The organism is Dechloromonas sp. ZY10 (assembly GCF_041378895.1).
Lineage (GTDB): Bacteria > Pseudomonadota > Gammaproteobacteria > Burkholderiales > Rhodocyclaceae > Azonexus > Azonexus aquae.
Genome location: NZ_CP144212.1, coordinates 3,536,187 through 3,557,114 on the forward strand (window position 1 = coordinate 3,536,187; position 20,928 = coordinate 3,557,114).

Below are 20,928 nucleotides of genomic sequence, written 5' to 3' on the forward strand. Positions count from 1 at the left end.
GTGCAGAAAACATGATCCGCTGGGCTGCGGGGATGCAGCCTCTAGCGGTTAAATGCTGACAGCCTTAAGGTGGCTACCGACCCTTTGCGGAAATTCGCCTACTGGGAGAACAAGCGCCTCAAACGCAGGATCAGGGCTCTTCTCTCGGCTCCTCTGCGTATTCATAAATGATCCCGCATTTCAAACAGCGCTCACTTCCGTAGTTTTCGTTGTACTGAAGCCCACAGCTACATCCGCATTTTGGGCAAAACTCTGAATCGTCGACGTCCGCCCACTTCCATGCGCCGTAGTATTCGGGCACTCCGTCTTTGTCACGAGACATGATCTCGAACGTATTTTTTTCGATAGAGATATACGAGTAAATGCCATGTGACTTTAGCTCGGCAAGTACGTCTTCAGGCTGGAGGTAGAACCACTCGAGATGGATGCGTTGATCTGTATATCGCTCATGTAGTGCAAGCTCTAGTTGTTTATCGTCGTCACTTTCAATCCAGCCCATGAGCTTGAGGTCGTACGGGCTACCTGTCCGCAAGGCGCGTAACCGAACCTGTAAATCTTTGGTGCGCCCAATTTTTACGCGCAATGAGCTGTGATCATCATTTTCATTTTCAGCGATGAAGTAAACAGGCATGACGGCGTTCCTGATAGCCTTAATGTTGGAATTCACCGGACTTCGCGGCTTTTCGCACAGGTCCGGTGGGATAATGGATTAGGTCTCGGCAAAACATGGCTTTATTAATACGGGCGCAATTCGCCGTTTGCGTCGATTAGGCCCATAGCAATCGCCTTAGCCTTCAGTTCTGCACTACCAATGCCATTTGCTACCTCGACATACCCGTACAGAAATGCGCTTACGTTTGAGGTGACCGCCAAAGCAGAAAGATCACTCGTTACGAGAGTGGCAAAACCGGTTGGAATGATGTTTGAGAGATTGCTCTTTGGCGAAAGCAGTTCGCAACCATTCGACCCCCACGAATATTCAGGAAGGAAATAGCAAAACGACCCAAATTCACGAACGAGGTCATCGGCTCGCTCGAAACCATCTTCGTATTCTTCAAAACGCCCATCGCCACGCGCAACAAAACCAGTGGTACGAAGGTGATAGCGCTTTAGATCAGCTTCCGAATAGGTACACACCCAGAAACGCCGCTTTCCACTGAACCGCCAAAAAATAAACGCATCCAGTTCCATCTCACGAAGAGAAGCCGCCTCATCTTGTTTCAAAAACCGAATACGGTTTTCTCCTTGAGAGGTCACTTCAATGACATAGATTGGCAAGTTGTTCATGGCTTCAGAGAGCTGCGGAATAAGAGGCCCAACGTTCAAGGTAACCGCCCTGCTGCGCTCTTTGCGGCAGGTCCGAGTGACCGCGGGGCTGGGCGTCACTAATGCTTTCGGCATATGTTTGCAGATTTATCACTCACATTAAGTATTTCTCTAATTGTCGAAGAAGTTCTTGAACGCACTCTAATAGTCGTGCGACGATCAAGGCCTAATTCAGTTTCTCCGACAGAAGTACTCGTGTGAGATGGGCCAATGCTCTGCGAATGCAGCTTATTGCTTGGAATGCCATCATTCAAAAGCGAATCGAAAATGGAATCAGCTCTTTTTCGGGCAAGCCCCCAGTTGCTTGAGTACATTCGTTTTGCGCTGGGCAGTAAATCGCGGCGATCAGCGCTACTGATTACAGTGATATCGACTATGTCACCGCTATCGCGCTTAAGAATTGGTAAAAGCCGATCAATGTGACATCGGATTGCAGGTGTAAGTACGTGTGATGCAACGTTGAATGATGGAAGGATGATTTCGGATTGTTCAAAGTCCAAAGTCTGTTCGATATGCGATTCCGTTTTCTTCTCGGAAATTTTAACGTCGGCGTTTGCCTCAAGATGAACAGATGGCTTATCTATCTTGATGAGCGAAAGTTCACGAACATCAAATGTTACTTTGCCGATGATGGCGACACTTCCACACAGTAGTATACCTCCGGCGGCTTTCCCGCCGATTCGCCTTGAGGTTCCCACAATTAGCGCACCCATAACTGCTGCGATTACCAAGAATGGAACTGTGCTTTGTAGAAACCCGATGTAACTGGTCGATTGGTCAAAGCTACTTATGGCATGTGCTGGAGCACTCTCGACGTCAATGCGGGAAAACCGATGAGGGCCCCAAACCAACATACCAACAAGAACAGCAGTGCCTACCGCTGATGCTCCCTGAATTGCAGCACCAGTAGTCCAGTAAGATTCTTCAAGTTGACTGAGGGCTAGATTGTCCGACAGCAGGCCGTTTTGGGCCTCCCATTCAGCGATCCGTCGCATTTCATAACGGCGGAGCGATTGCCGGTGGGACTTACTGGGTATGAGAAAAATACTTGAGTGAAAGTCTGCTCGATCCAGGCGCTCCTTTGCATGAATAGCCTTAATCCGCTTGAATTTTCTGTGCCGATTAATGCGGAACAGCAGCCAGATCAGAAAGTATATTGATCCAGAAAGGAGTGCTGCGGTTACTAGTTTTGAGAGATCACTCATTGTCGCTACGGTCGCGAGATTAGTACGAGATGCAGGGGAGGCACTGTTACGCCCAACGTAAATTGAACTTCAATTTTGCAGGGTTTCTCAGACTAGCAACCGGAAAATTCTCAGCCTGCACTGGTGCACTCCGTTGTTTTTCATCAAATTTACGGATGCTATCGGCCTGAATCTGATACCCAACATTCCGCCAAACCCTGCACGCACGCCATCGTGCCATCGGCATTATATGGCTGCTTTAGGACAACACGGTCAATCGGCTTCTGGCCGGCAAGCACCTCTTTCCTCTACACCCAACGCCAATATTAGCAACTCACTTCCGCCGAGATCGGGGGCTCAATTCGCTCGAACCTCGGCAGCAGAGCCAGCCGCCGTTCAGCTCTGCTGCCAGGGCAGGCCGCGAAAGCGCCAGCCGCCCTGGGTGCCGCGATGGAATTGTTCGTCGAGCGGGCCTTCGAAGCCTTCGAGAACGTTGATCACCTGGGTAAAGCCGGCGGCTTCGAGGGCTTCGCCGGCCAGCACCGAGCGATGGCCGCTGCGGCAGAGCAGCAGTACCGGCCGGCTCAGGTCGTGGCCGACCAAGCGCCCGACCTTGGCGGCAAAGGCCGGGTCGATTTCCCAATCCGGCGCTTCCTGCCAGGCGACATGCTCGGCGCCGGGCGGATGACCGACGTACATGTGCTCGATTTCAGTACGGCAATCGACCAGAACGGCCTGCGGCTCGGACTGGAGAAAGGCATGGGCGGCGACAGGATCAAGATGTTGCATGACCGTATGGGAAAATTCGAAAGCGCCGATATTAGCGAAAAGCAAGCGACCCGGCGTAAACTGATGTCCTCTTCAGCAGGAGCCCCGCGATGAAATTACCAGCCTGGATCAATACCGCCACCGCCGCCCTGGCCGCAGCGGTGCTGCCTGCCTGCGATGGCTTCAATCTGCAGGAGATCCGCCCGGGTATCACCACTCAGGCCGAAGTGCGCGCCCGCATGGGCGAACCCAGCCGGGTGCATTGGAACGACGACGGTACCGCCGTCTGGGAGTACAACCGCCAGCCCAATGGCGTGCATTGCCACATGATCGCCTTCAACCGCGACCAGATCGTCGCCAGCGTCGAACAGGTACTGAACGAGCAAAACTATGCCCGCGTCCGCGATGGCATGAGCAAGGACGACGTTGCCCGCTTGCTCGGCGGCCCGGGCAGCAAACAGGTTTTCGCCAATCTTGGCGAGGAAATCTGGGAATGGCGGATCGAAGGATTACCGCCGCTGCCGGCGGAGGAGCATTACTTCGCCGTGCACTTCTCGCTCGCCGATGGCGGCGTCAAAAAGACCTCGAAGCGGGTCGAGCGCAAGGGCTGAATGCAAGGCGAGCGCGCCCGGAGAGCGCGCTGGCAAGCGGCGCCCAGGGTGGCGGGGTCGCCTGCCCTGCCGCAGGCTGCGGCAAGGCGTAGCGGAGGATGACGCCCGCTCAGTCCTCGATCATCGAGATTTCGACCGCGCTGGCGGGGATCTGGTAATCGGCGGCCAGTTCGGACTTGGCCAGCTCGATCAGCGAGCTCATTTCCATCTGCGGAAAGCGGCGGGCACCGGAAAAGTTCTGCGGCAGGCCGGCGCGGTCCTGGGTAATGCGGTAATGCACTTTGACGTTCATGATGAAAAACCCGGAAAAACAAGAATTCAGGCGCGCAGTCTAGCGCTGCGGCAATCCTTGCCAATACGGGTTTTCCACAATCAAGCCATTGTTTTTTATTGATTTTTGATAATTACAGCCGGGCCAAAACCGGCTTGGTGGCGCTGCAGCGGGGCGCCGTGGGACTCGGCGAGCCGCCTGCCTGGGCACGAGATTTTTTCCAGGCCCGAGCCAGCCGGCGCAGCTGAACTCAAAAAACCTGGGTTTTCCAAGCCGGGTCGAGGCTGCGCGCGACAAAGGCAGTTGCCCCGGCATGGCGAACGCCAGCCAGCAGCGTTTCGTCAGCGGCAATCCATTGCGCCGCCGCCATCGAGCAGAGGTAGCAGCGGACGCCGGCTTGCTGCGCCTCGGCGATGAAGGCGGCAATCGACTTGTCGCTGCCCGCTGCCGGATAGGCGGCTGCAGCCACCCCGGCAACCAGCCAGCGCACCGCCGGGCCGGCGAAATGCAGTTCAACCTCGGCATCGAGCGCCCGCCCGGCCAGCGCATGCACCAAGGGCGTGGCGATCAGTTCCGGGTGCGCCGGGGTCGCCGCCCAGATCAGGAAAGCCAGTTGGCTGCGCGCCGGCTCAGACAAAGCGGGCCTCCGGCTCGATTTTCAGGATATGGGCGCGATAGGCGGCAGCGTCGAGCAAACCGTCTTTTTCGTCTTCCCAGGCGGTTGACCGTGCCTGCGCCATCCAGCCGGCGCCGTAGGGGTCGTCATTGACCAGACGCGGCCGCTCCTCGGCCTCGTCGTTGCCAGCGAGCAGCACGAAGCTGACCGGCGCATGCACCGCCAGTACCGTCTTGCGGCATTCGACCGTGCCCATGCCGCGTCCGCGTGCCACTTCGGCGCCCTTGGGTTTGCTGGTAAAGGCGATGATCTCGCCGGCAAGGAAGATACCGAAGGCGGTGGCGCCAATGCGCAGGCTGCCATCCGGCTGCGGCTGCACCCACATGTCGCTCTGCGGGCAATACAGACGATCATCGGGAATCGCACCGGAAAATGGGAGATGGGGCATCGCAATCGGCCTCTAAGGGAAAACCGCGCCCGGAACAGCAAAGGCACTCGCAAGTGCCGCCTGTTTCACGTGAAACGTCGGACGGGAAAAGTGGCGGAAGAGAGCAGGAGTCGAACCTACCCGAACCTGTCTGACAGGTCCTGCCGGTTTTGAAGACCGGCCGCCCCACCGGGGAACGATCTCTTCCATGATGGATGGTCTCTGCATCAGCCGAACTGCGCCGGCGAGCCGCGCAACACGTGAGTGTCGCGAACCCGGCGAGTGTACCCGATGCGGTCGAAGAATTCGAGGATATGGATGGCTACTTTGCGCCCGCCACCGATTTCATCGCGCAAGGGCGCAGCGCGGGCACAACCGTCGCGAGCATTCAGCGCGGCAACGCGGCGCGCCAGATCGGCAACGGCCTCGGCGGTGAAGTAATGGTCATGCGCCACCGGGTAAGCTTCGCCGAAGCGTGCGACCCGCTTGAACAAGGCGCGCACCGTCTCCTCGCCGATGCCGGTGGCCTTGGCTACATCGCGCACACGCGGTGGGCCGTAGGGCGTTGCCGCCAGCAAAGGCTGCAAGGTTGCCCACAACTCGCGGTCAGCCGCCGCCAATTGCACTCGGTGTTCCGGCAAATGCAGCCAAGCATGGGTCTGCGCGATCAAGCCAGCCGCCAGCGGCGCGGCCAGCAGGGCATCGAAGGCCGGCCGGGCCAGCGTCGGCAAGGTCAATCGGCGCAAGCGGTCGCGCTCGACGCCGGGCATGTCGGGCGCCCGCTCGTGCTCGGCAGCCAGCGCAGCGAGCAGCTTGTCGGCCAAACCCTGCCACACCGCCGGCGCAAAGGCGCTGTCACCGACGACGATCAGCCCCAGTTGCCGGCACAAGGCCTGCAAGCGCTCCGGCAACAGGTTGCGGTTCTGCGCGTAGGCGCTCAGCGCCAGCCCGGCCGGCTGCTGTTCGGCGGCCAGCTGCAAGGCCCGCGCCGGGTCGGGATCGGCCAGCGCCGCGAGCAGCGCCAGGCGTTCCGGGCTGCGCTTCTTGCGCGTGGGCGGCGCAGCGTCGAGGACCACGCCACCGCCCAGCGTATGGCGGGCGCTGGCGTCGCGGAGGATGAAGCGGTCGCCGCAAAGTGCGCCGATTTCACGGTCGACCGTGATTTGCACCCAATTTTCTTCGCCCGGCGCGATTTCGTCGCCGGCGAGCAAGGCCACCCGCGCCGGCACATCCTCGGCGCCGAGGTGGCAATGCACCTGCGTCCAGTGCTTGAGCGGCGCCTGCCCGGCCAGCACCCGCACCCGCGCATCGAAACGCCGGGTCGGCGCGTGCAAGGCCGGTGCCAGCAGCCACATCCCGCGCGCGACCTCGGCCTTTTCAACGCCGGCCAGCGCCAGCGCAATCCGCTGCCCGGACTGGCCGCCTTCTGCCGCCCGGTCCTGCACGCGCAGGCTGCGCACCCGCACCGGCTGCCCGGACGGCGAAAGCAGCAGTTGATCACCGACCTGCACGCTGCCGGCAAAGGCGGTGCCGGTCACCACCGTGCCGGCGCCACTCAGGGTAAAGCAGCGGTCCACCGCCAGCCGGAAGCCGCCGACCGGCGCCTGCTGCCCCAAGGCATCCGCCGCCATTTCGAGATGCGCGCGCAATTCGTGAACGCCCTGCCCCTCCGGCCCGCCGCTGGCCGCCACCGGAAACAGCGGCGCAGCGGCCAGCGCGGTGCCGGCAAGCAACTCACGAATCTCGCTTTTTGCCTGTTCCAGCCGGTCGACCGTGACCAGATCGGATTTGCTCAGCGCCACCGCCCCCTGGCGGATGCCGAGCAGCTCGACAATCTCCAGATGCTCGCGGGTCTGCGGCATCGGCCCGTCGTCGGCGGCGATCACCAGCAGCGCGAAGTCGATCCCGGTCGCCCCGGCGAGCATGTTGTGGATCAGCTTCTCGTGCCCCGGCACGTCGATGAAACCGAGCGTCTCGCCGGAAGCCAGCGGCGTGTAGGCGTAACCGAGATCAACGGTGATCCCGCGCGCCTTCTCTTCCTTCAGGCGGTCGCAATCAATGCCGGTCAGGGCTTTGACCAGCGTGGTTTTGCCGTGGTCGATGTGACCGGCGGTGCCGACGATCATGCTTTTCTCACTTACTGGATTGGCCAGCACTCGATAGCCGGCACGTCGCGCGCATGGTGCAAGACCCGTGCAACCACGATGCCGGTATCGTCGATGAAGTAATACAGCAGATAGGCCGTCGCGGTCGGCCAACTACGCAAACCGGAAGCCAGCTCATCGCGCCGCCGCCCTTGGGCAGGATGCGCGAGCAAGGCCTGCGCCTCGGCAGCGATCTGGTCGAGCAGGCGATCCGCCGCCACCGGACTCTTCTCGGCGATATACAGCCAGGCTTCCAGCAAGTCGTTTTCGGCGCTGGCCGTAAAACGCAGGGAACTCACTTGGTGGCGTCACTTTCTGCCAACAGGACGCGGCCACGTTGCTTCAGTTCCGCCAGATTGAGTTCGCGTACCCGGCCAGCCGCCATATCCTCCACACCTGCAGCGATATCCGCCTTGAGCGCCACCAGGTTCGCCGCCTGCACGCCCTGATAGGCCTCGAACAGGCGCAAGGCTTCACGGATGACTTCACTCGCCGAACTGTAGAGGCCGGACTCGACGTGCTGACGCACGCGCTTTTCCAGTTCAGGCGGCAAGGAAACGTTGAGCGACATGGCAGACTCCTTCAGATGTCAGTATTTGACATTCTATGCCAGTGCCGGTTCGCCAAAATAGGCTTGTGCCGCCGCCAGCGCCTCGCCATCGTCCAGCACCGCCCCCGGCGCCCCGCCTTTACCCCACAGCGGTGGCATGAACTGCATGCCGAGGAACTCGGCGCACAGGCGGTAGCTGTCGAACATCGGTTGCGCGCGCTCGCGGTTGCCGCTGGTGGCGATCACCCACAGCCGCTTGCCGGCCATCTTTTCCTTGAAGTCGACGCCGGGCACGCGCAGCCAGGCGCTCCAGTGGTCGAGGTAGGTCTTGGCCGGCGACGGGATCGAGAACCAATAGACCGGCGAGACGAAGACCAGGTCAGTCGCCGCCAGCGTTGCGTCAAGCAGGGTTTTCAGGTCGCCTTCGGGCAGCGGGTAGCTGCCGGCGGTGTGGCGCAGGTCGACGAAGGGCGGCAGCTCGAGCTCGGCGAGCTTGAGCCAGGTCTGCGCGCTGCCCGCCGGTAGCGCGGCGGCAGCCTGCCGGGCTAGGGTTTCGCTGTTGCCGACGTGGCCAGGTTCGCGGGTGGAGGCGTTGAGGAAGAGGAAATGCGACATGGGCAGGCTCATTCAAAAAAGAGGTCAGGAGGTGGCCGGTTGCAGCGCGATGATCGCCATCCCGCACAGCGCCACGGCGGCGCCGGCAAGGTCCCAACGGCTCAGCGGCAGGCCATCGACAAAGTGCAGCCAGGCCAGCGCGACGGCGATGTACATCCCGCCGTAAGCCGCGTAGGTGCGGCCGGCGGCGCTCGGGTGCAGGGTCAGCAGCCAGGCGAACAAGGCCAGCGCCAGCCCGGCCGGCAACAACAGCCAGGCGCTACGGCCCTGCCTGAGCACCAGCCACGGCAGGTAGCAGCCGACGATCTCGGCAACCGCCGTCAGCGCAAACAACAGGACGTAACGCAAAAACTCCAAACGGGGCTCCCGAAACCGGCGGCAAGGCTGAAGGCGCCCGGCCGCCACGCAGTTTACCGGCCTCAGCCGAACATGTCCTCGACCATCCGGCCGTACCACTGGAAGTCCTCGGTCACCAGTTCGTCGCGGCGCAGGTTGTCGTCGTCCTGGTCCTGCACGATCAGGCCCTTGTCGTTGACCCAGTACTTGAAGCGCACCGCGATGTCCTCGCGCGGCTCGGTGTTGACCATCATGAAACAGAGGTTGTCGGGCAGCGCGTACTTCGGCTCGCGGCCCTTGACCCGCTCGGCAATGTACTTGGCGACGATGCGCGCGTGCGCGTTGGCGACGTGGCCGGCCTTGGGGTAGAAGTTGAACAGCGGCGAGACCACGCCGACCGCGTCGCCGATCACGTAAGTGTCCGGGTCGTCCTTGAGGTTGAGGAAGAAGGGATCGACACCGGCCCAGCCGGTCGGCTTGCCCTCGGCATTCTTGCCGATCACCCCGGCCTTCCACGCCATATCGCCAGCCTGGTGCGGCGCCATCAGGATCGAATGATCGAAGCGGAAATCACCAGCAGCGGTCTTGATCTTCTTGTTGAAGGGATCGACTTCCTGAATCGTCGCCTTGGGCACGTAAACGATCTGGTCCTTGTACAGATTCTCGAAGGCTTCCTTGAAGCCGCCGGTAATCGGCGCCGGGCTCGGTTTGGGGTCGAGAATGGTGATCTTGCCCTTGACCTTGCGCCGCTTGAACAAATCGGCGATCAGACAGGCGCGCTCGTAAGGCGACGGCGGGCAGCGGTGCGGCGGCGGCGGCAGGGTCATCACCAGGTCGCCGCCCTCGAAGTTCTGGATGCTCTGCTTGAGGCGGAAATGCTCGGCGTTCGGTATATAGGCGGCCGGGAACATCGCCTTGGTGTAGTCGGCGGCCTTGCGGTCGTTGCCGAACCAGGTTTCGTAGTTGTAGCGGATGCCGGCGCCGATGATCAGGTAGTCGTAATCGACCCAGCCCTGAGCAGTGATCACCCGCTTCTTGTCGCGCTCGAAGGCGGTGACTTCGGTCTGGACGTAGGTGTAGCCATACTTTTGCGCCACCGGCAGGTAGCTGTGGGTGAGGAACTGGGCATCGACCACGTCGACCAGCCACTTGTTGCTCATCGGGCACGAGAAGAACACCGGATTGCGTTCGAGCAGCACCACATCGAGGCTGGGATCGAGCAGGCGCAGATGCTTGGCGGCGGTGACCCCGCCCCAGCCGCCACCGCAAATCACCACCCGTTTGCCGGCAGCCTTGGGCAACAGCGGCGCGGATTGCATATTGATCAGGAAAGGCAGCGGACTGGTTGGCTGCGCGATGGCGCTGCCAACCCCGAGGGCCGCGCTGGCGGCAAGAAACTGGCGACGGTTGATCGTCATGGTTGTCTCCATTGATGAACCGCCCGGACGCGGAGTCGTCCGGACTTATACATACCCGTCGGAAGATCTCCGACGGGCCTGGGGAACGGCACAAGGCGGTACGCAGACCGCCGGCAAGGCCGCTTAAAACTGCAAATCGGCGAGCTGGGCGACGAAGCGGGCTTCGTCGCAGTGGTCCAGACAGCGCAGGTCGAGATGATACGCATCGTCGCGGATATAGCCGATCACCGGCTGCGGCAGGCGGCGGAACGCGGCTTCCACGGTCAACAGCGTTTTTCCCGGTTTTTTCGCGCTTGGGCGGATGACCAGCGCCGCCGACGGCAGGCGTTCGACCGGCAGCGCACCGCTGCCGATCTGGCTGCTGCAGGCTTCCACACTGACCGTCGCCAGAGCACCCAGCGCCGCTTGCACCGCCGGCTGCAGGCGGCCGCCGAGCGCCGCGATCTCCTCGGCCGGGCGGGTCAGCAGGCGCAGCGTCGGCAGGCGTTCAGCCAGCCGGTCCGGGTCGCGGTACAGGCGCAGCGTCGCTTCCAGCGCCGCCAGCGTGGTCTTGCCAACGCGCAGGGCGCGCTTCAACGGGTTTTTCTTGATCTTCGCGATCAAGTCCTTGCGTCCGACGATCAGCCCGGCCTGCGGCCCGCCGAGCAGCTTGTCGCCGGAGAAGGTGACGATGTCCGCCCCCGCTGCCAGCGCCTGCTGCGGCGTCGGCTCGGCCGGCAGGCCACGGGCGGCGAAGTCGCACAGCGTGCCGCTGCCGAGATCGACGACAAAAGGCAGGCCGGCGGCGTGCGCGATCCCGGCAATCGCCTTTTCCTCAACCGCTTTGGTAAAACCAACCACCGCGTAATTGCTGGTATGCACCTTCATCAGCAGTGCGGTCTTCGGGCCAATCGCTTCGGCGTAGTCCTTGTCGTGGGTGCGGTTGGTGGTGCCGATCTCGACCAGCTTGACCTGCGCCCGACGCATCACGTCAGGCACGCGGAAGGCGCCGCCGATCTCGACCAGTTCGCCGCGCGAGACCACTGCCTCCTTGCCCTGAGCCAGCGCATTCAGCGTCAGCAGCACGGCGGCAGCGTTGTTATTGACGATGGTCGCAGCGATGTTCGGATCGCCGTCGGCGATCAGCTCGGCGAGCAGGCCGGAAACCAGATCGTCGCGGTCGCCGCGACCTCCGGTTTCCAGGTCGTATTCGAGCGCACAAGGCGCCCGCGCCGCCGCGACCATTGCCGCAATCGCCTCTTCGGCCAGCAGTGCGCGGCCGAGATTGGTGTGCAGCACAGTGCCGGTGAGGTTGAACACCGGGCGCAGATTGGCCCGACCGAGCTCGTCGGCACGGCGACGGATCGCGGCAAGCAGAGCCGCCTCCTCGGGCAGCGGCAAGCCGTGCTTGAGCCCTTCGCGGGCAGCGGCGAGTTCGGCGCGGACGCAGCCGGTCACCAGTTGCCGGCCGTGCACGTCGATCAGCTCGGAAAGTTGGCCGAGCACACGGTCGACCGCAGGAAGATGTCTTTTTTGATTCATGGAATTCACCCGGACCGGGCAGAAAACAGGAGGGAAGCAGGAGAAAAACAGCAGAGAAAAGGAAGCTCAGCCCTGGTGGGCGCCAATCAACAACAGGTTGGGACCAGCCCGCTGATAGCCGGCCTCGTCGAGCAGCACGTCGAGCGCCAGCGTCGCCAGATCATCGGCCACCGGATCGACCAGCGGGTCTTTTTCCTGATAGACGATTTTCAGGTAGCTCTTGCAGCTATCGCAGGTTTCGCCGCGCACCGCCTGGACTTTCGGGTCATTGCTGCCGCCCAGCTCCTGCAATGCGACCTCCTTGTCGCTGTCGCAACTGGTGCATACCGCGCGCGGCACATTCCATTCGCTGTTGCACAGACTGCAATGCAGATAGCGCAGGTTGTTGATCGCGCTGCCGAGGCGCACCACGCTGGCGACCGCCGGACTGCCGCAGCAGGGGCAGACGTTGTGGTAGTCGAGTTTCTGTACCGAGGCGGTATCGAGCAGGCTGGCCAGCCGGGTGTATACCACCTGCAAGGCAGCAGCGACGAAGGGCAGCTGGGCCGCATCGGCGACGCTCGGCTCGCCGCTCAGCAATTGCTCGGCGAGCGCCTCCAGACGCTCGTCATCGGTGGCTTGCAAGGCAGCCAGCGCCTGCGCCACATTGCTGGGCGGCAGAGGCGTGATCGTGGCCAGTTCGCCGACCAGCTGGCGCAGCACGGCCCGCCATTCGGCCGGGCGGATACCAGGATCGAGCGGCGGCATCGCATGTTCGCGGGCCAGGGCCAATTGCTCGGGTGTCGGCAAAACCACGGTCGACGCCAGCGGCAGCGCATTTTGCTGCGCCCGGCTCAACTGCCCGAGAAAAGCCAGCCAGTCACCGAGGCTGCTGCCTTCGGCCAGACTGGCAAAACGTGCGGCCCGGTCGGCAAACAAAGTGCTGGTCACCGGCAACAGGATGGACGCGGCCTCTTCGCTCGGCGCCTGGAAATTGATGGGTTGAGCTTGCATGGGATTCTTGGTTAGAGGTGAGTTGCTCGTGCTCAGGGTGCGCTTGGAAGCACACCCTGAGCACCAGAAACTGGCGTTAAAAAATGGGGGCCACGGTCAGGACACCGCCCGGCCCCCCAAGCGCAAGGTAAATCAGTGTGGCCGGAGAAGGAAGCGGCGACCGGACAAAAACACCAATCGCCACCGCCCTCGCCTTTTACTTGCCAGTCATCTGGCGATACCAGCCACGATGGTGCTGCTTGGCCCAGGCACGGGTCACCGTGCCGTACCACATGGCGCGGATGGTGCCCTTGACCCAGATCGCGGCATAGACGTGCACCATGATCAGGGCAATCATCACCGCACCGGCCGCAGCATGGACGACGGCACCGAGGCGAACCAGGGTGATGTCGAAGCCGAACCAGGCGCGCCAGATGAACAGGCCGGAGACCGTCATCAGCAGCATGCACACGGCGAGCGCCCAGAACATGACTTTCTGGCCGCCGTTGTACTTGCCCTGTTCCGGCATGTCGTGGTCGTTGCCATCGACCATGTTCTTCGCCTTGGCCAGCCATTCCTTGTCCGCCGGGGTCATCTTGTTCAGATGCTTGAAGCGGATGTACAGCCCGAGGAAGGAGACCGCCATCAGCACCCCGAGGTAGGGGTGGATGATGCGGGCCCAGGTCGGGCCGCCGAACAGCTGGGTCAGCGGGAAGAAGGCCGGATGGAAGAAGGCCAGACCGGAGAGCGCGAGCAGAATGAAGCTGATGCCCACGACCCAGTGGTTGGCCCGTTCCTTGGGCTCGTAACGCTTGAGGTCTTTCGGATCGCGGATCATTTTGCTTCCTCCTTGTCTTCCGCCTCGATCTCGTTCTCGATCTCCTTCGAGACCTCGTTCGGACCCTTGGTCACGTAGTGGAACAGGCTGCCGAGCGCGACACCGGCCAGGGCCAGGGTAGCGAGCGGCTTGGTGAAGCCCTTCCACAGCGAGACCAGCGGGCTGATCGACGGATTGGCCGGCAGGCCGGCATACAGATCCGGCTTGTCGGCGTGGTGCAGCACGTACATCACGTGCGTGCCGCCAACGCCTTGCGGGTCGTACAGCCCCGCCTGCTCGTAGCCACGCTCCTTGAGGTCATCGACACGCTTGGCGGCGTAGTCCTTCATGTCCTCCTTGGAACCGAACTGGATCGCCCCGGTCGGGCAAGCCTTGGCACAGGCCGGAGCCTGGTTGACGGCCACACGGTCGGAACACAGCGAGCACTTGTAGGCCTTGCTGTCTTCCTTGGAGATGCGCGGGACGTTGAACGGACAGCCGGTAACGCAGTAGCCACAGCCGATGCAGTTTTCCTGATGAAAATCGACGATGCCGTTACTGTACTGGATGATCGCGCCGGGGGCCGGACAGGCCTTGAGGCAACCGGGGTCGGAACAGTGCATGCAGCCATCCTTGCGGATCAGCCATTCCAGCTTGTTGTTCTGTTCGACCTCGGTGTAGCGCATGACCGTCCACGACTTGGCCGACAGGTCCATCGGATTGTCGTACACCCCGTGGCAGTTGCCGACTTCGTCGCGGATGTCGTTCCACTCCGAACACGCCACCTGACAGGCCTTGCAGCCGATACAGGCGGATACGTCGATGAGCTTGGCGATCTCGACCGTCTGCCGCACTTGCGTGGACGGCGTGGTGGTCGCGGAGCGCTGTTTGATGTCTAGCGATTGCAGTGCCATATCAGCTCTCCTTTATGCCTTCTCGATGTTAACCAGGAACGCCTTGTATTCCGGCGTCTGCGTATTGGCGTCACCCACGAACGGGGTCAGGGTATTGGTGATGAAGCCAGGCTTCGTCGCCCCCTTGAAACCGTAGTGGATCGGGATGCCGATGGTGTGCACCTTCTTGCCATCGACATCCAGCGCCTTGATGCGCTTGGTCACCACCGCCACCGCCTTGATGAAGCCACGGTTGGAGCGGATCTTGACGCGGTCGCCCACGGCAATGCCTTTCTCCTTGGCCAGCTCCTCGCCGATTTCAACAAACTGTTCCGGCTGCATGATCGCGTTGATCTTGCTCTGCTTGGTCCAGTAGTGGAAATGCTCGGTCAGACGGTAGGTCGTCGCTACGTACGGGAAGTCCTTGGCCGTGCCGAACGCCTCCATGTCGCCCTTGTACACGCGAGCGGCCGGATTGGACTTGGCCTTCGGGTTCTTCGGGTGCATCGGATTGGTATCGAGCGGGCTTTCGAACGGCTCGTAGTGCTCGGGGAACGGACCTTCGTTCATCAGGCCGAGGCTGAACAGACGTCCGACGCCTTCGCCGGTCATGATGAAGGGCATGACGTTCTGGTCAGGCGCGGCGTCCGGACGCATGTCGGGCACGTCGTTGCCGCCCCACTTGTCGCCCAGCCACTTGATGACAGCCCGCTTCGGATCCCACGGCTTGCCGGAGAGATCGCAGGAAGCGCGGTTGTACAGGATGCGGCGGTTGACCGGCCAGGCGAAGCCCCAGTTCAGCGTCTGGCCGAGGCCGGACGGATCGCTGTTGTCGCGGCGCGCCGAGTTGTTGCCGGCCTGCGACCAGACCCCGCAGTAGATCCAGTTGCCGCAGGTGGTCGAACCGTCATCGCGCAGCATAGCAAAGCTCGGCAGCTGATCGCCGGCCTTGACCAGGACCTTGGTCGGATCCTTCGGGTCGAGCACGTCGGCCAGCGCCTTGCCGTTGAACTCCATCATCAGTTCTTCCGGCGACGGCTTGTTCGGGATGCGATAGGACCAGGTCAGCTTCTGGATCGGCTCCGCGTAGGCGCCGCCGTCCTTGGCGTACATCTCCTTCAGCTTCAGGAACAGCGAGGCCATGATCTCGGTGTCGTCCTTGGCATCGCCCGGACCTTCCGCCGATTTCCAGCGCCACTGGATGACGCGGCCGGAGTTGGTGAAGCTGCCGGAGGTTTCGGCAAACAGCGTGGTCGGCAAGCGGAAGACTTCGGTCTGGATCTCGGCCGGCTTGACGTCGTTGAACTCGCCGTGCGGTTTCCAGAATTCCGAGGTGTCGGTGGCCAGCGGGTCCATCACCACCATCCACTTCAGCTTGGCCAGCGCATCGCCCACTTTTTTCTTGTTGGCGACGGAAGCCAGCGGGTTGAAACCCTGGCAGAGGAAACCGTTGATCTTGCCCTGATACATCTGGTCGAAGATTTGCAGCACATCGGATGCCCCAGCCAGCTTCGGCATGAAGTCGTAGGCAAAGCCGTTGTCCTTGTTCGCGGCATCGCCCCACCAGGCCTTGTGCAGGCTGACATACCACTTCGAGAGATTCTGGCCGAAGTTCATCTGGCCCGGACGCAGGAGCTTCGGCGTCTTTTTCTCGAGGAAGGTTTTCAGATCCGGCTCAGCATCCGACGGCGCGGCCAGATAACCCGGCAGGTTCTGGGCGTAGAGCGCGAAATCGGTGATCCCCTGAACGTTGGCGTGACCGCGCAGCGCGTTGATGCCGCCCCCGGCCATGCCCATGTTGCCGAGCAGCAGCTGGATGATCGCCATGCAGCGGATGTTCTGGGAGCCGACCGAGTGCTCGGTCCAGCCCAGCGCATACAGGTTGGTCATCGTCTTGTTCGGCGCGGCGGTCTCGGCGATGTATTCGCAGACCTTCAGGAAGGCTTCCTTCTTGGTGCCACACACCTGCTCGACCACATCCGGCGTATACCGGCTGTAGTGTTTCTTCAGCAACTGGAAGGCGCAGCGCGGGTCTTGCAGGGTGTCATCGACCTTGACGAAGCCGTCGGCGCCCATCTGGTAGCTCCAGGTGGATTTGTCGTAGCTGCGTTTTTCGTCGTTGTAACCCGAGAAGATGCCGTCTTCGAACGTGAAGCCGTCATTCACGAGGAAGGACGCGTTGGTATACGCCTTCACATAGTCGTGATGAATCTTGTCGTTGGACAACAGGTAATTGATGACGCCGCCCAGGAAGGCGATGTCGGAGCCCGGACGGATCGGCGCATAGAAATCGGAGACCGAGGCGGTACGGTTGAAGCGCGGGTCGACGACCACGAGCTTGGCCTTACGGTTCTTCTTGGCTTCGATCACCCATTTGAAGCCGCACGGGTGCGCTTCGGCAGGGTTGCCGCCCATCACAAAAATCAAGTCAGCGTTCTTGATGTCCACCCAGTGGTTGGTCATCGAACCACGCCCAAAACTCGGAGCCAGACTGGCCACCGTGGGAGCGTGTCAAATGCGCGCCTGGGTATCGATCGAGGTCATGCCCAACGCGCGAATCGTCTTCACGGTCAGGTAGCCGGCCTCATTCGGTGCTGCTGATGATGCGAGGAAAGCGGTGCTGGTCCAGCGGTTGACGGTGACGCCATCCTTGTTCTGGGCCATGAAATTGGCGTCGCGGTCAGCCTTCATGTGCTTGGCGATGCGGTCGAAGGCTTCCATCCAGGAAATCTTCTTCCATTCGCTGCTACCTGGCTCGCGCACTTCCGGCCACTTCAGGCGATTGGCGCTTTGCACCATGTCGCGCAGGCCGGCGCCCTTGGGGCAGAGCGTGCCACGGTTCACCGGATTGTCCGGATCACCTTCGATATGAATGATTTCGCCCGGGGTGTTTTTGGACTTGTCACCCGTCGAATAGATAAGGACGCCGCACGATACCGAGCAATACGGACAAATGTTCCGGGTCTCGGTCGCGCGGGCCAGCTTGAAGGTGCGTACTTCCGCGAGGGCTGCAGTGGGCGAGAAGCCCATCGCCACGATGGACGATCCTGTCAGCCCGGCGGAGCAGACCTTGAAGAACTGCCGCCGATTCATGTTCATTGAAATTTCCTCCTGAGTGCGACTTCCTGTCGCAACCGGGAACTAGCGCAATGAACATGCCAGCCCTGCCAAGCCATTGAACAATAGGCAATCGCTGGCGAATGGCGGCTTCAGTTTCGGGACATTTTGTCTCCGCTATGCAACAACGGGACAAAATGTCCCACTTTTCACGGTCGACCGTGAAAAACAGGAAAAATCAGCGCCAGGCGTCGACCAGTTCGCCGACGGTGTGCGTCGCGACTTCGCTGCGCGCCACCAGCCAGGCCGCAATCGCTGCCCGATCGTCCTCGCTGACGTTGCCGGGTGCCGCCGTGCACAGGTAGCCAAAACCGAGCGTGCCGCCGTAAATCAGGCCACGCGGCTCGACCACTTCTTCGATGAAAGCCATCACCAGACGGTTAGCGGCCTGGTCGTCGATACCTTCGTGCAATGCGATTTCAAGATAGCAACCCAGTTCGCGAAAAGGACCGAGGTGCAGTTTTTTCTGCTGGCGCAGGTTATGGCGTTTGCCCATGCTGAATTCTCCAAGTGAAAACGCCAGGACCGCGATGGTCCTGGCGCTGAATTGGTGGAGCCGGGGGGGATCGAACCCCCGTCCGCAAGCACTCTACAGGCAGTTCTACATACTTAGTCCGGTCAACTGAATTTAGCCCTCACGCGCCGGCCGAACAGGCTCGCTTCAGGCGATCTGCTAAGTTTTCGTGATCCACCCCGCAGCACTGCGGATCCTTATCTGATGCAAGTGACGCTGCTACCGGTTGCCCGGTCTAACCCATCAGCAGGCTAGTGCAGCGCTCGCCGGTTTAGGCAGCGAGTGCGAACGATTCGTCGTTGGCGTTTATTGATTTCCAGCGGATTTACGAGGTAACTGGACCTCGGTATGCCCTGTCCTGCTTTGCAACCCACGTCGAAGCCAGGTCGGCCCCTGTGATCTGCTACAGACGTTGTTAAGACGCCAGTGAAGCAAGAAAGTTCGGGCATTTTACCCGCTTTTTGCCGCAGCCGCTCATTCGTCGAGACGGAAGACCATGGGTACGATCACCGTGGCTTCGACCGCTTCGTCGCCGCGTCGCGCCGGCACGAAACGCCAGCGGCTGACCGCCTGCCGGGCAGCTTCGTCAAGACGCGGGAAATTGCTGCTTTTATCGACGTCGACCGTGAGCGCATGGCCGTCGGCAGCAACCCGCACGCGCAACAGTACCTTGCCCTCCTCGCCCAGACGCCGCGACAGGGGTGGATAAGCCGGGCGCGGGTTGTTCAGATAAGCCGCATCGAAACGGGCCGGTGTCGCAACCACGGCAGCAGCCGGACTGGGAGCCGCCGCCACGGCCGCAGGTGCTGGCGGCGCCGGCTGACTGACTACGGGCACGCTGAAACTGCTGGGCACAGCCGTTTCGCTAGCGACGGCCAGCACTTGCCGCTGCGGCCGGGGCGGCGTTTTGTCGCGCTTCACTTCCTTGGCGACCGGCTGGGGCGGCGGCGGCGCAAGGGGCGTCAGCGGCTTGGGCGGCTCGACCAGCTGCACGCGCAAAGGTGGCGGATCAAGTTTTTCGATCGCCTGCCGCAGCGGATAAAACAGCACCGCCGCATGCAAAGCCACGGCCAGGGCAAAAAAATGCCCGCTACGCCGCCATTCGGGCAGTTCAACGGGAGAGGCAAGGACCGCAGCGTTCATCCGGCTATTTTACATTCGCCGCCAGCCAGCGTTCGAGTTGCGCTGCCGGGATCAGCCCGGAGTAAGCCTCGCGCCGATGCTGGCCGTCGTAGAGATAGGTGCGTGGCAGTTCGCCGTACCAGCGGCGGTCGATCTGGAAGCGCAAGCGCTCCGGCTGCTCGTCGGCAAACACCCACTGTGCCTGGCGGCCCAGCCCGTAACCGGCTGCCAGCCGCGTCAGTTGTGCTGCCTCGGCCGGGGTGTCGGTGGCAACCAGCACCACGTCCAGCCCCGGGGTCCGCTTCAGCAACTGCCCCAAGGCCTTGAGTTCGGCCGGGCAGTGGGTACAGCTGGCCGACCACAGCGCGAGAATGAACGGCTTGCCGGCACGCTCGGCCTGGATTTGCTCCAGGCTGCCGCTGACGAAAGATCGCAACTCCGCCTGCGCGAGCGCCGGCAGCAATAACGCAAACAGCGCAAAAAACCGGGCCAAGCCGCGCTTCATGGCGCCAGCTTCCGGATCTGCAGGCCACGCCCGGCAGTATTCCAGAGCAGCCAGGTTGCACCTCGTCCGCGCAGCAACACGGGATCGTCGACTGCCCCCGGATCGCTGGCGATTTCGGCCGCCGGCGACCAATGCTCGCCACGATCCGCCGAATATTGCCCGACGATGCGGTTGCGCTCGCCGTCGAACTCGCGCCAGACCAGCCAGATCTGCTCGCCGGCCGCTACCAGCGCCGGGTGGCCGGGTTGCCGGTCGAGGTCTCCGAAAGCGCGCGGCGGCGTCATCCGCTCGCCGTCGATCCGCCGGTAATGCAGGCCGGGGCTGGCCGCAGCGCCGGTGAACCAGGCCAGGTGGCGTCCTCCCCGGCCATCGACTGCGAGGTCGCCGCCATGATGCGGACAGGCATCGATCTGCCAGCCATCCTCGCTGGCGCGCAAAGGCTCGCCGGCGACCGGGGCATGGACCCCGGCCAACGCGAAGTCGCGGGTGTTCTTGCCGAAAATATGGCGCCAGAAAACCAGTGGCTGCCCCTGCTCGTCGACAGCCATGGCCAGCCGGCAGCATTCGCAGGAATGATCGGCCAGCTTGCGATTGCTGAAAGCGGCCTCGCCGTTATCCCGCCGTGCGGTATAGATCGCCGCCCCGCGATAGTCTTTGCGCCCCTGACCGTCACGCTTGTCGATCCAGGCCAGAGTGACGCCCTTGGCATCGGCGAGCATCGCATTGAAGCGGTGAGTGATCGGCTGCCGGTCGTCGTTGACCGTTTCCGGGGTGGTAAAGCTTTGGCCATCATCGTCCGAACGGGCGTAGCGGACATGCCCGGCAAAGGGCTGCGGCAAGGCCTGCGTCCAGCTGACGTGCACGCGACCGCCGGCCACCGCAATCCGCGGCCGAGCTTCGCCATCGGCGGAAATCAGCTCCGCCACCGGGTTGACCGTGCGCGGCGCACTGAAGCTGGTGCCGGCGTCATCCGAATGGCTGACCTGCAGGTGCCGTCCGACCACCCGTGCCAGCCACAGCCGGCCCTGCTCGTCGAAGGCAGCGGCAACCGCCAGGCGCGGTGCCTGCTCCTGCCGCTCCTGCCACATTTTGGCCATGCTGTTGGCCGCCGGAGGATGGCTGGCGCCATCGTGCGCGACTGCCGCCCCGGCCCAGACCAAAGCGGCAGCAAACATTGAAAAAACAATACGCTGGTTCATCC

Annotated in this window: 23 protein-coding genes, 1 tRNA gene and 1 other RNA gene; 1 reads left to right on the forward strand and 24 read right to left on the reverse strand. The window is 62.1% G+C overall.

Annotated elements, in window-relative coordinates:
* Positions 1–130: 130 nt before the first annotated feature.
* The 4 genes from VX159_RS16240 to VX159_RS16255 all read right to left on the reverse strand — a co-directional run bounded on the left by VX159_RS16240 (position 131) and on the right by VX159_RS16255 (position 3,299).
* The gene (locus VX159_RS16240; protein ID WP_371323915.1) at positions 131–631 is read right to left on the reverse strand and encodes a GIY-YIG nuclease family protein; all 501 of its coding nucleotides are present in this window, start codon (positions 629–631) and stop codon (positions 131–133) included.
* Positions 632–735: 104 nt separating this feature from the next.
* Positions 736–1,287, reverse strand: a complete 552-nt coding sequence (locus VX159_RS16245) for a hypothetical protein (protein ID WP_371323916.1) — start codon at positions 1,285–1,287, stop codon at positions 736–738.
* A 98-nt stretch (positions 1,288–1,385) separates the two neighbouring features.
* On the reverse strand, positions 1,386–2,531 hold the full coding sequence (locus VX159_RS16250) for an OmpA family protein (protein WP_371323917.1): 1,146 nt from the start codon (positions 2,529–2,531) through the stop codon (positions 1,386–1,388).
* Positions 2,532–2,906: 375 nt separating this feature from the next.
* Positions 2,907–3,299: a rhodanese-like domain-containing protein gene (locus VX159_RS16255; protein WP_371323918.1), complete on the reverse strand. Its 393-nt coding sequence runs from the start codon at positions 3,297–3,299 to the stop codon at positions 2,907–2,909.
* An 89-nt stretch (positions 3,300–3,388) separates the two neighbouring features.
* On the opposite strand from VX159_RS16255, the gene VX159_RS16260 reads away from it, so the two are divergent.
* Entirely contained in the window at positions 3,389–3,889 is a 501-nt protein-coding gene (locus VX159_RS16260; RefSeq protein WP_371323919.1) for a hypothetical protein, read from the forward strand.
* A 109-nt stretch (positions 3,890–3,998) separates the two neighbouring features.
* Here the strand turns inward: VX159_RS16260 and VX159_RS16265 are convergent, their stop codons facing one another.
* From VX159_RS16265 to VX159_RS16360, 20 genes are all read right to left on the reverse strand, one after another.
* On the reverse strand, positions 3,999–4,181 hold the full coding sequence (locus tag VX159_RS16265) for a hypothetical protein (protein ID WP_371323920.1): 183 nt from the start codon (positions 4,179–4,181) through the stop codon (positions 3,999–4,001).
* Positions 4,182–4,410: 229 nt separating this feature from the next.
* Positions 4,411–4,797, reverse strand: coding sequence for a DsrE family protein (locus tag VX159_RS16270; RefSeq protein ID WP_371323921.1), 387 nt, complete (start codon positions 4,795–4,797; stop codon positions 4,411–4,413).
* Positions 4,790–5,224 carry a glycine cleavage system protein H gene (locus VX159_RS16275; RefSeq protein WP_371323922.1) on the reverse strand — a complete coding sequence of 145 codons (435 nt, stop codon included), beginning with the start codon at positions 5,222–5,224 and terminating at the stop codon, positions 4,790–4,792. The genes VX159_RS16270 and VX159_RS16275 overlap by 8 nt, the downstream gene beginning before the upstream one ends.
* Positions 5,225–5,315: 91 nt before the next feature.
* Positions 5,316–5,411 (reverse strand) — tRNA-Sec (locus tag VX159_RS16280).
* Between the two features lie 19 nt (positions 5,412–5,430).
* Positions 5,431–7,329 (reverse strand): selenocysteine-specific translation elongation factor, encoded by a 1,899-nt coding sequence (selB, locus tag VX159_RS16285; protein ID WP_371323923.1) that lies wholly within the window; start codon positions 7,327–7,329, stop codon positions 5,431–5,433.
* Positions 7,330–7,340: 11 nt separating this feature from the next.
* Positions 7,341–7,646 carry a type II toxin-antitoxin system RelE/ParE family toxin gene (locus VX159_RS16290; RefSeq protein ID WP_371323924.1) on the reverse strand — a complete coding sequence of 102 codons (306 nt, stop codon included), beginning with the start codon at positions 7,644–7,646 and terminating at the stop codon, positions 7,341–7,343.
* Positions 7,643–7,918, reverse strand: coding sequence for a type II toxin-antitoxin system ParD family antitoxin (locus tag VX159_RS16295; protein ID WP_371323925.1), 276 nt, complete (start codon positions 7,916–7,918; stop codon positions 7,643–7,645). Before VX159_RS16295 ends, VX159_RS16290 begins: the two co-directional genes overlap by 4 nt.
* A gap of 33 nt (positions 7,919–7,951) precedes the next feature.
* A complete protein-coding gene (locus tag VX159_RS16300) occupies positions 7,952–8,512 on the reverse strand; it encodes a flavodoxin family protein (RefSeq protein WP_371323926.1) in 561 nt (186 codons plus the stop codon).
* A 24-nt stretch (positions 8,513–8,536) separates the two neighbouring features.
* Entirely contained in the window at positions 8,537–8,860 is a 324-nt protein-coding gene (locus tag VX159_RS16305) for a YnfA family protein (protein ID WP_371323927.1), read from the reverse strand.
* Between the two features lie 71 nt (positions 8,861–8,931).
* Entirely contained in the window at positions 8,932–10,266 is a 1,335-nt protein-coding gene (locus tag VX159_RS16310) for an FAD-dependent oxidoreductase (protein ID WP_371323928.1), read from the reverse strand.
* 123 nt (positions 10,267–10,389) lie between these two features.
* Positions 10,390–11,787: an L-seryl-tRNA(Sec) selenium transferase gene (selA, locus tag VX159_RS16315; protein ID WP_371323929.1), complete on the reverse strand. Its 1,398-nt coding sequence runs from the start codon at positions 11,785–11,787 to the stop codon at positions 10,390–10,392.
* A 66-nt stretch (positions 11,788–11,853) separates the two neighbouring features.
* Positions 11,854–12,780 carry a formate dehydrogenase accessory protein FdhE gene (gene fdhE, locus VX159_RS16320; protein WP_371323930.1) on the reverse strand — a complete coding sequence of 309 codons (927 nt, stop codon included), beginning with the start codon at positions 12,778–12,780 and terminating at the stop codon, positions 11,854–11,856.
* A 196-nt stretch (positions 12,781–12,976) separates the two neighbouring features.
* Positions 12,977–13,597 (reverse strand): formate dehydrogenase subunit gamma, encoded by a 621-nt coding sequence (locus tag VX159_RS16325; RefSeq protein ID WP_371323931.1) that lies wholly within the window; start codon positions 13,595–13,597, stop codon positions 12,977–12,979.
* The gene (fdxH, locus tag VX159_RS16330) at positions 13,594–14,490 is read right to left on the reverse strand and encodes a formate dehydrogenase subunit beta (RefSeq protein ID WP_371323932.1); all 897 of its coding nucleotides are present in this window, start codon (positions 14,488–14,490) and stop codon (positions 13,594–13,596) included. Before fdxH ends, VX159_RS16325 begins: the two co-directional genes overlap by 4 nt.
* A gap of 12 nt (positions 14,491–14,502) precedes the next feature.
* Positions 14,503–17,568, reverse strand: a complete 3,066-nt coding sequence (gene fdnG, locus VX159_RS16335) for a formate dehydrogenase-N subunit alpha (RefSeq protein ID WP_371323933.1) — start codon at positions 17,566–17,568, stop codon at positions 14,503–14,505.
* Between the two features lie 196 nt (positions 17,569–17,764).
* Positions 17,765–18,082 (reverse strand): YggL family protein, encoded by a 318-nt coding sequence (locus tag VX159_RS16340; protein WP_371323934.1) that lies wholly within the window; start codon positions 18,080–18,082, stop codon positions 17,765–17,767.
* Positions 18,083–18,134: 52 nt separating this feature from the next.
* Positions 18,135–18,494, reverse strand: a transfer-messenger RNA (tmRNA) gene (ssrA, locus tag VX159_RS16345).
* 80 nt (positions 18,495–18,574) lie between these two features.
* Positions 18,575–19,243, reverse strand: a complete 669-nt coding sequence (locus tag VX159_RS16350) for an energy transducer TonB (RefSeq protein WP_371323935.1) — start codon at positions 19,241–19,243, stop codon at positions 18,575–18,577.
* Between the two features lie 4 nt (positions 19,244–19,247).
* Entirely contained in the window at positions 19,248–19,727 is a 480-nt protein-coding gene (locus VX159_RS16355) for a TlpA family protein disulfide reductase (RefSeq protein WP_371323936.1), read from the reverse strand.
* On the reverse strand, positions 19,724–20,926 hold the full coding sequence (locus VX159_RS16360; protein ID WP_371323937.1) for an exo-alpha-sialidase: 1,203 nt from the start codon (positions 20,924–20,926) through the stop codon (positions 19,724–19,726). Before VX159_RS16360 ends, VX159_RS16355 begins: the two co-directional genes overlap by 4 nt.
* Between the last annotated feature and the right edge of the window lie 2 nt (positions 20,927–20,928).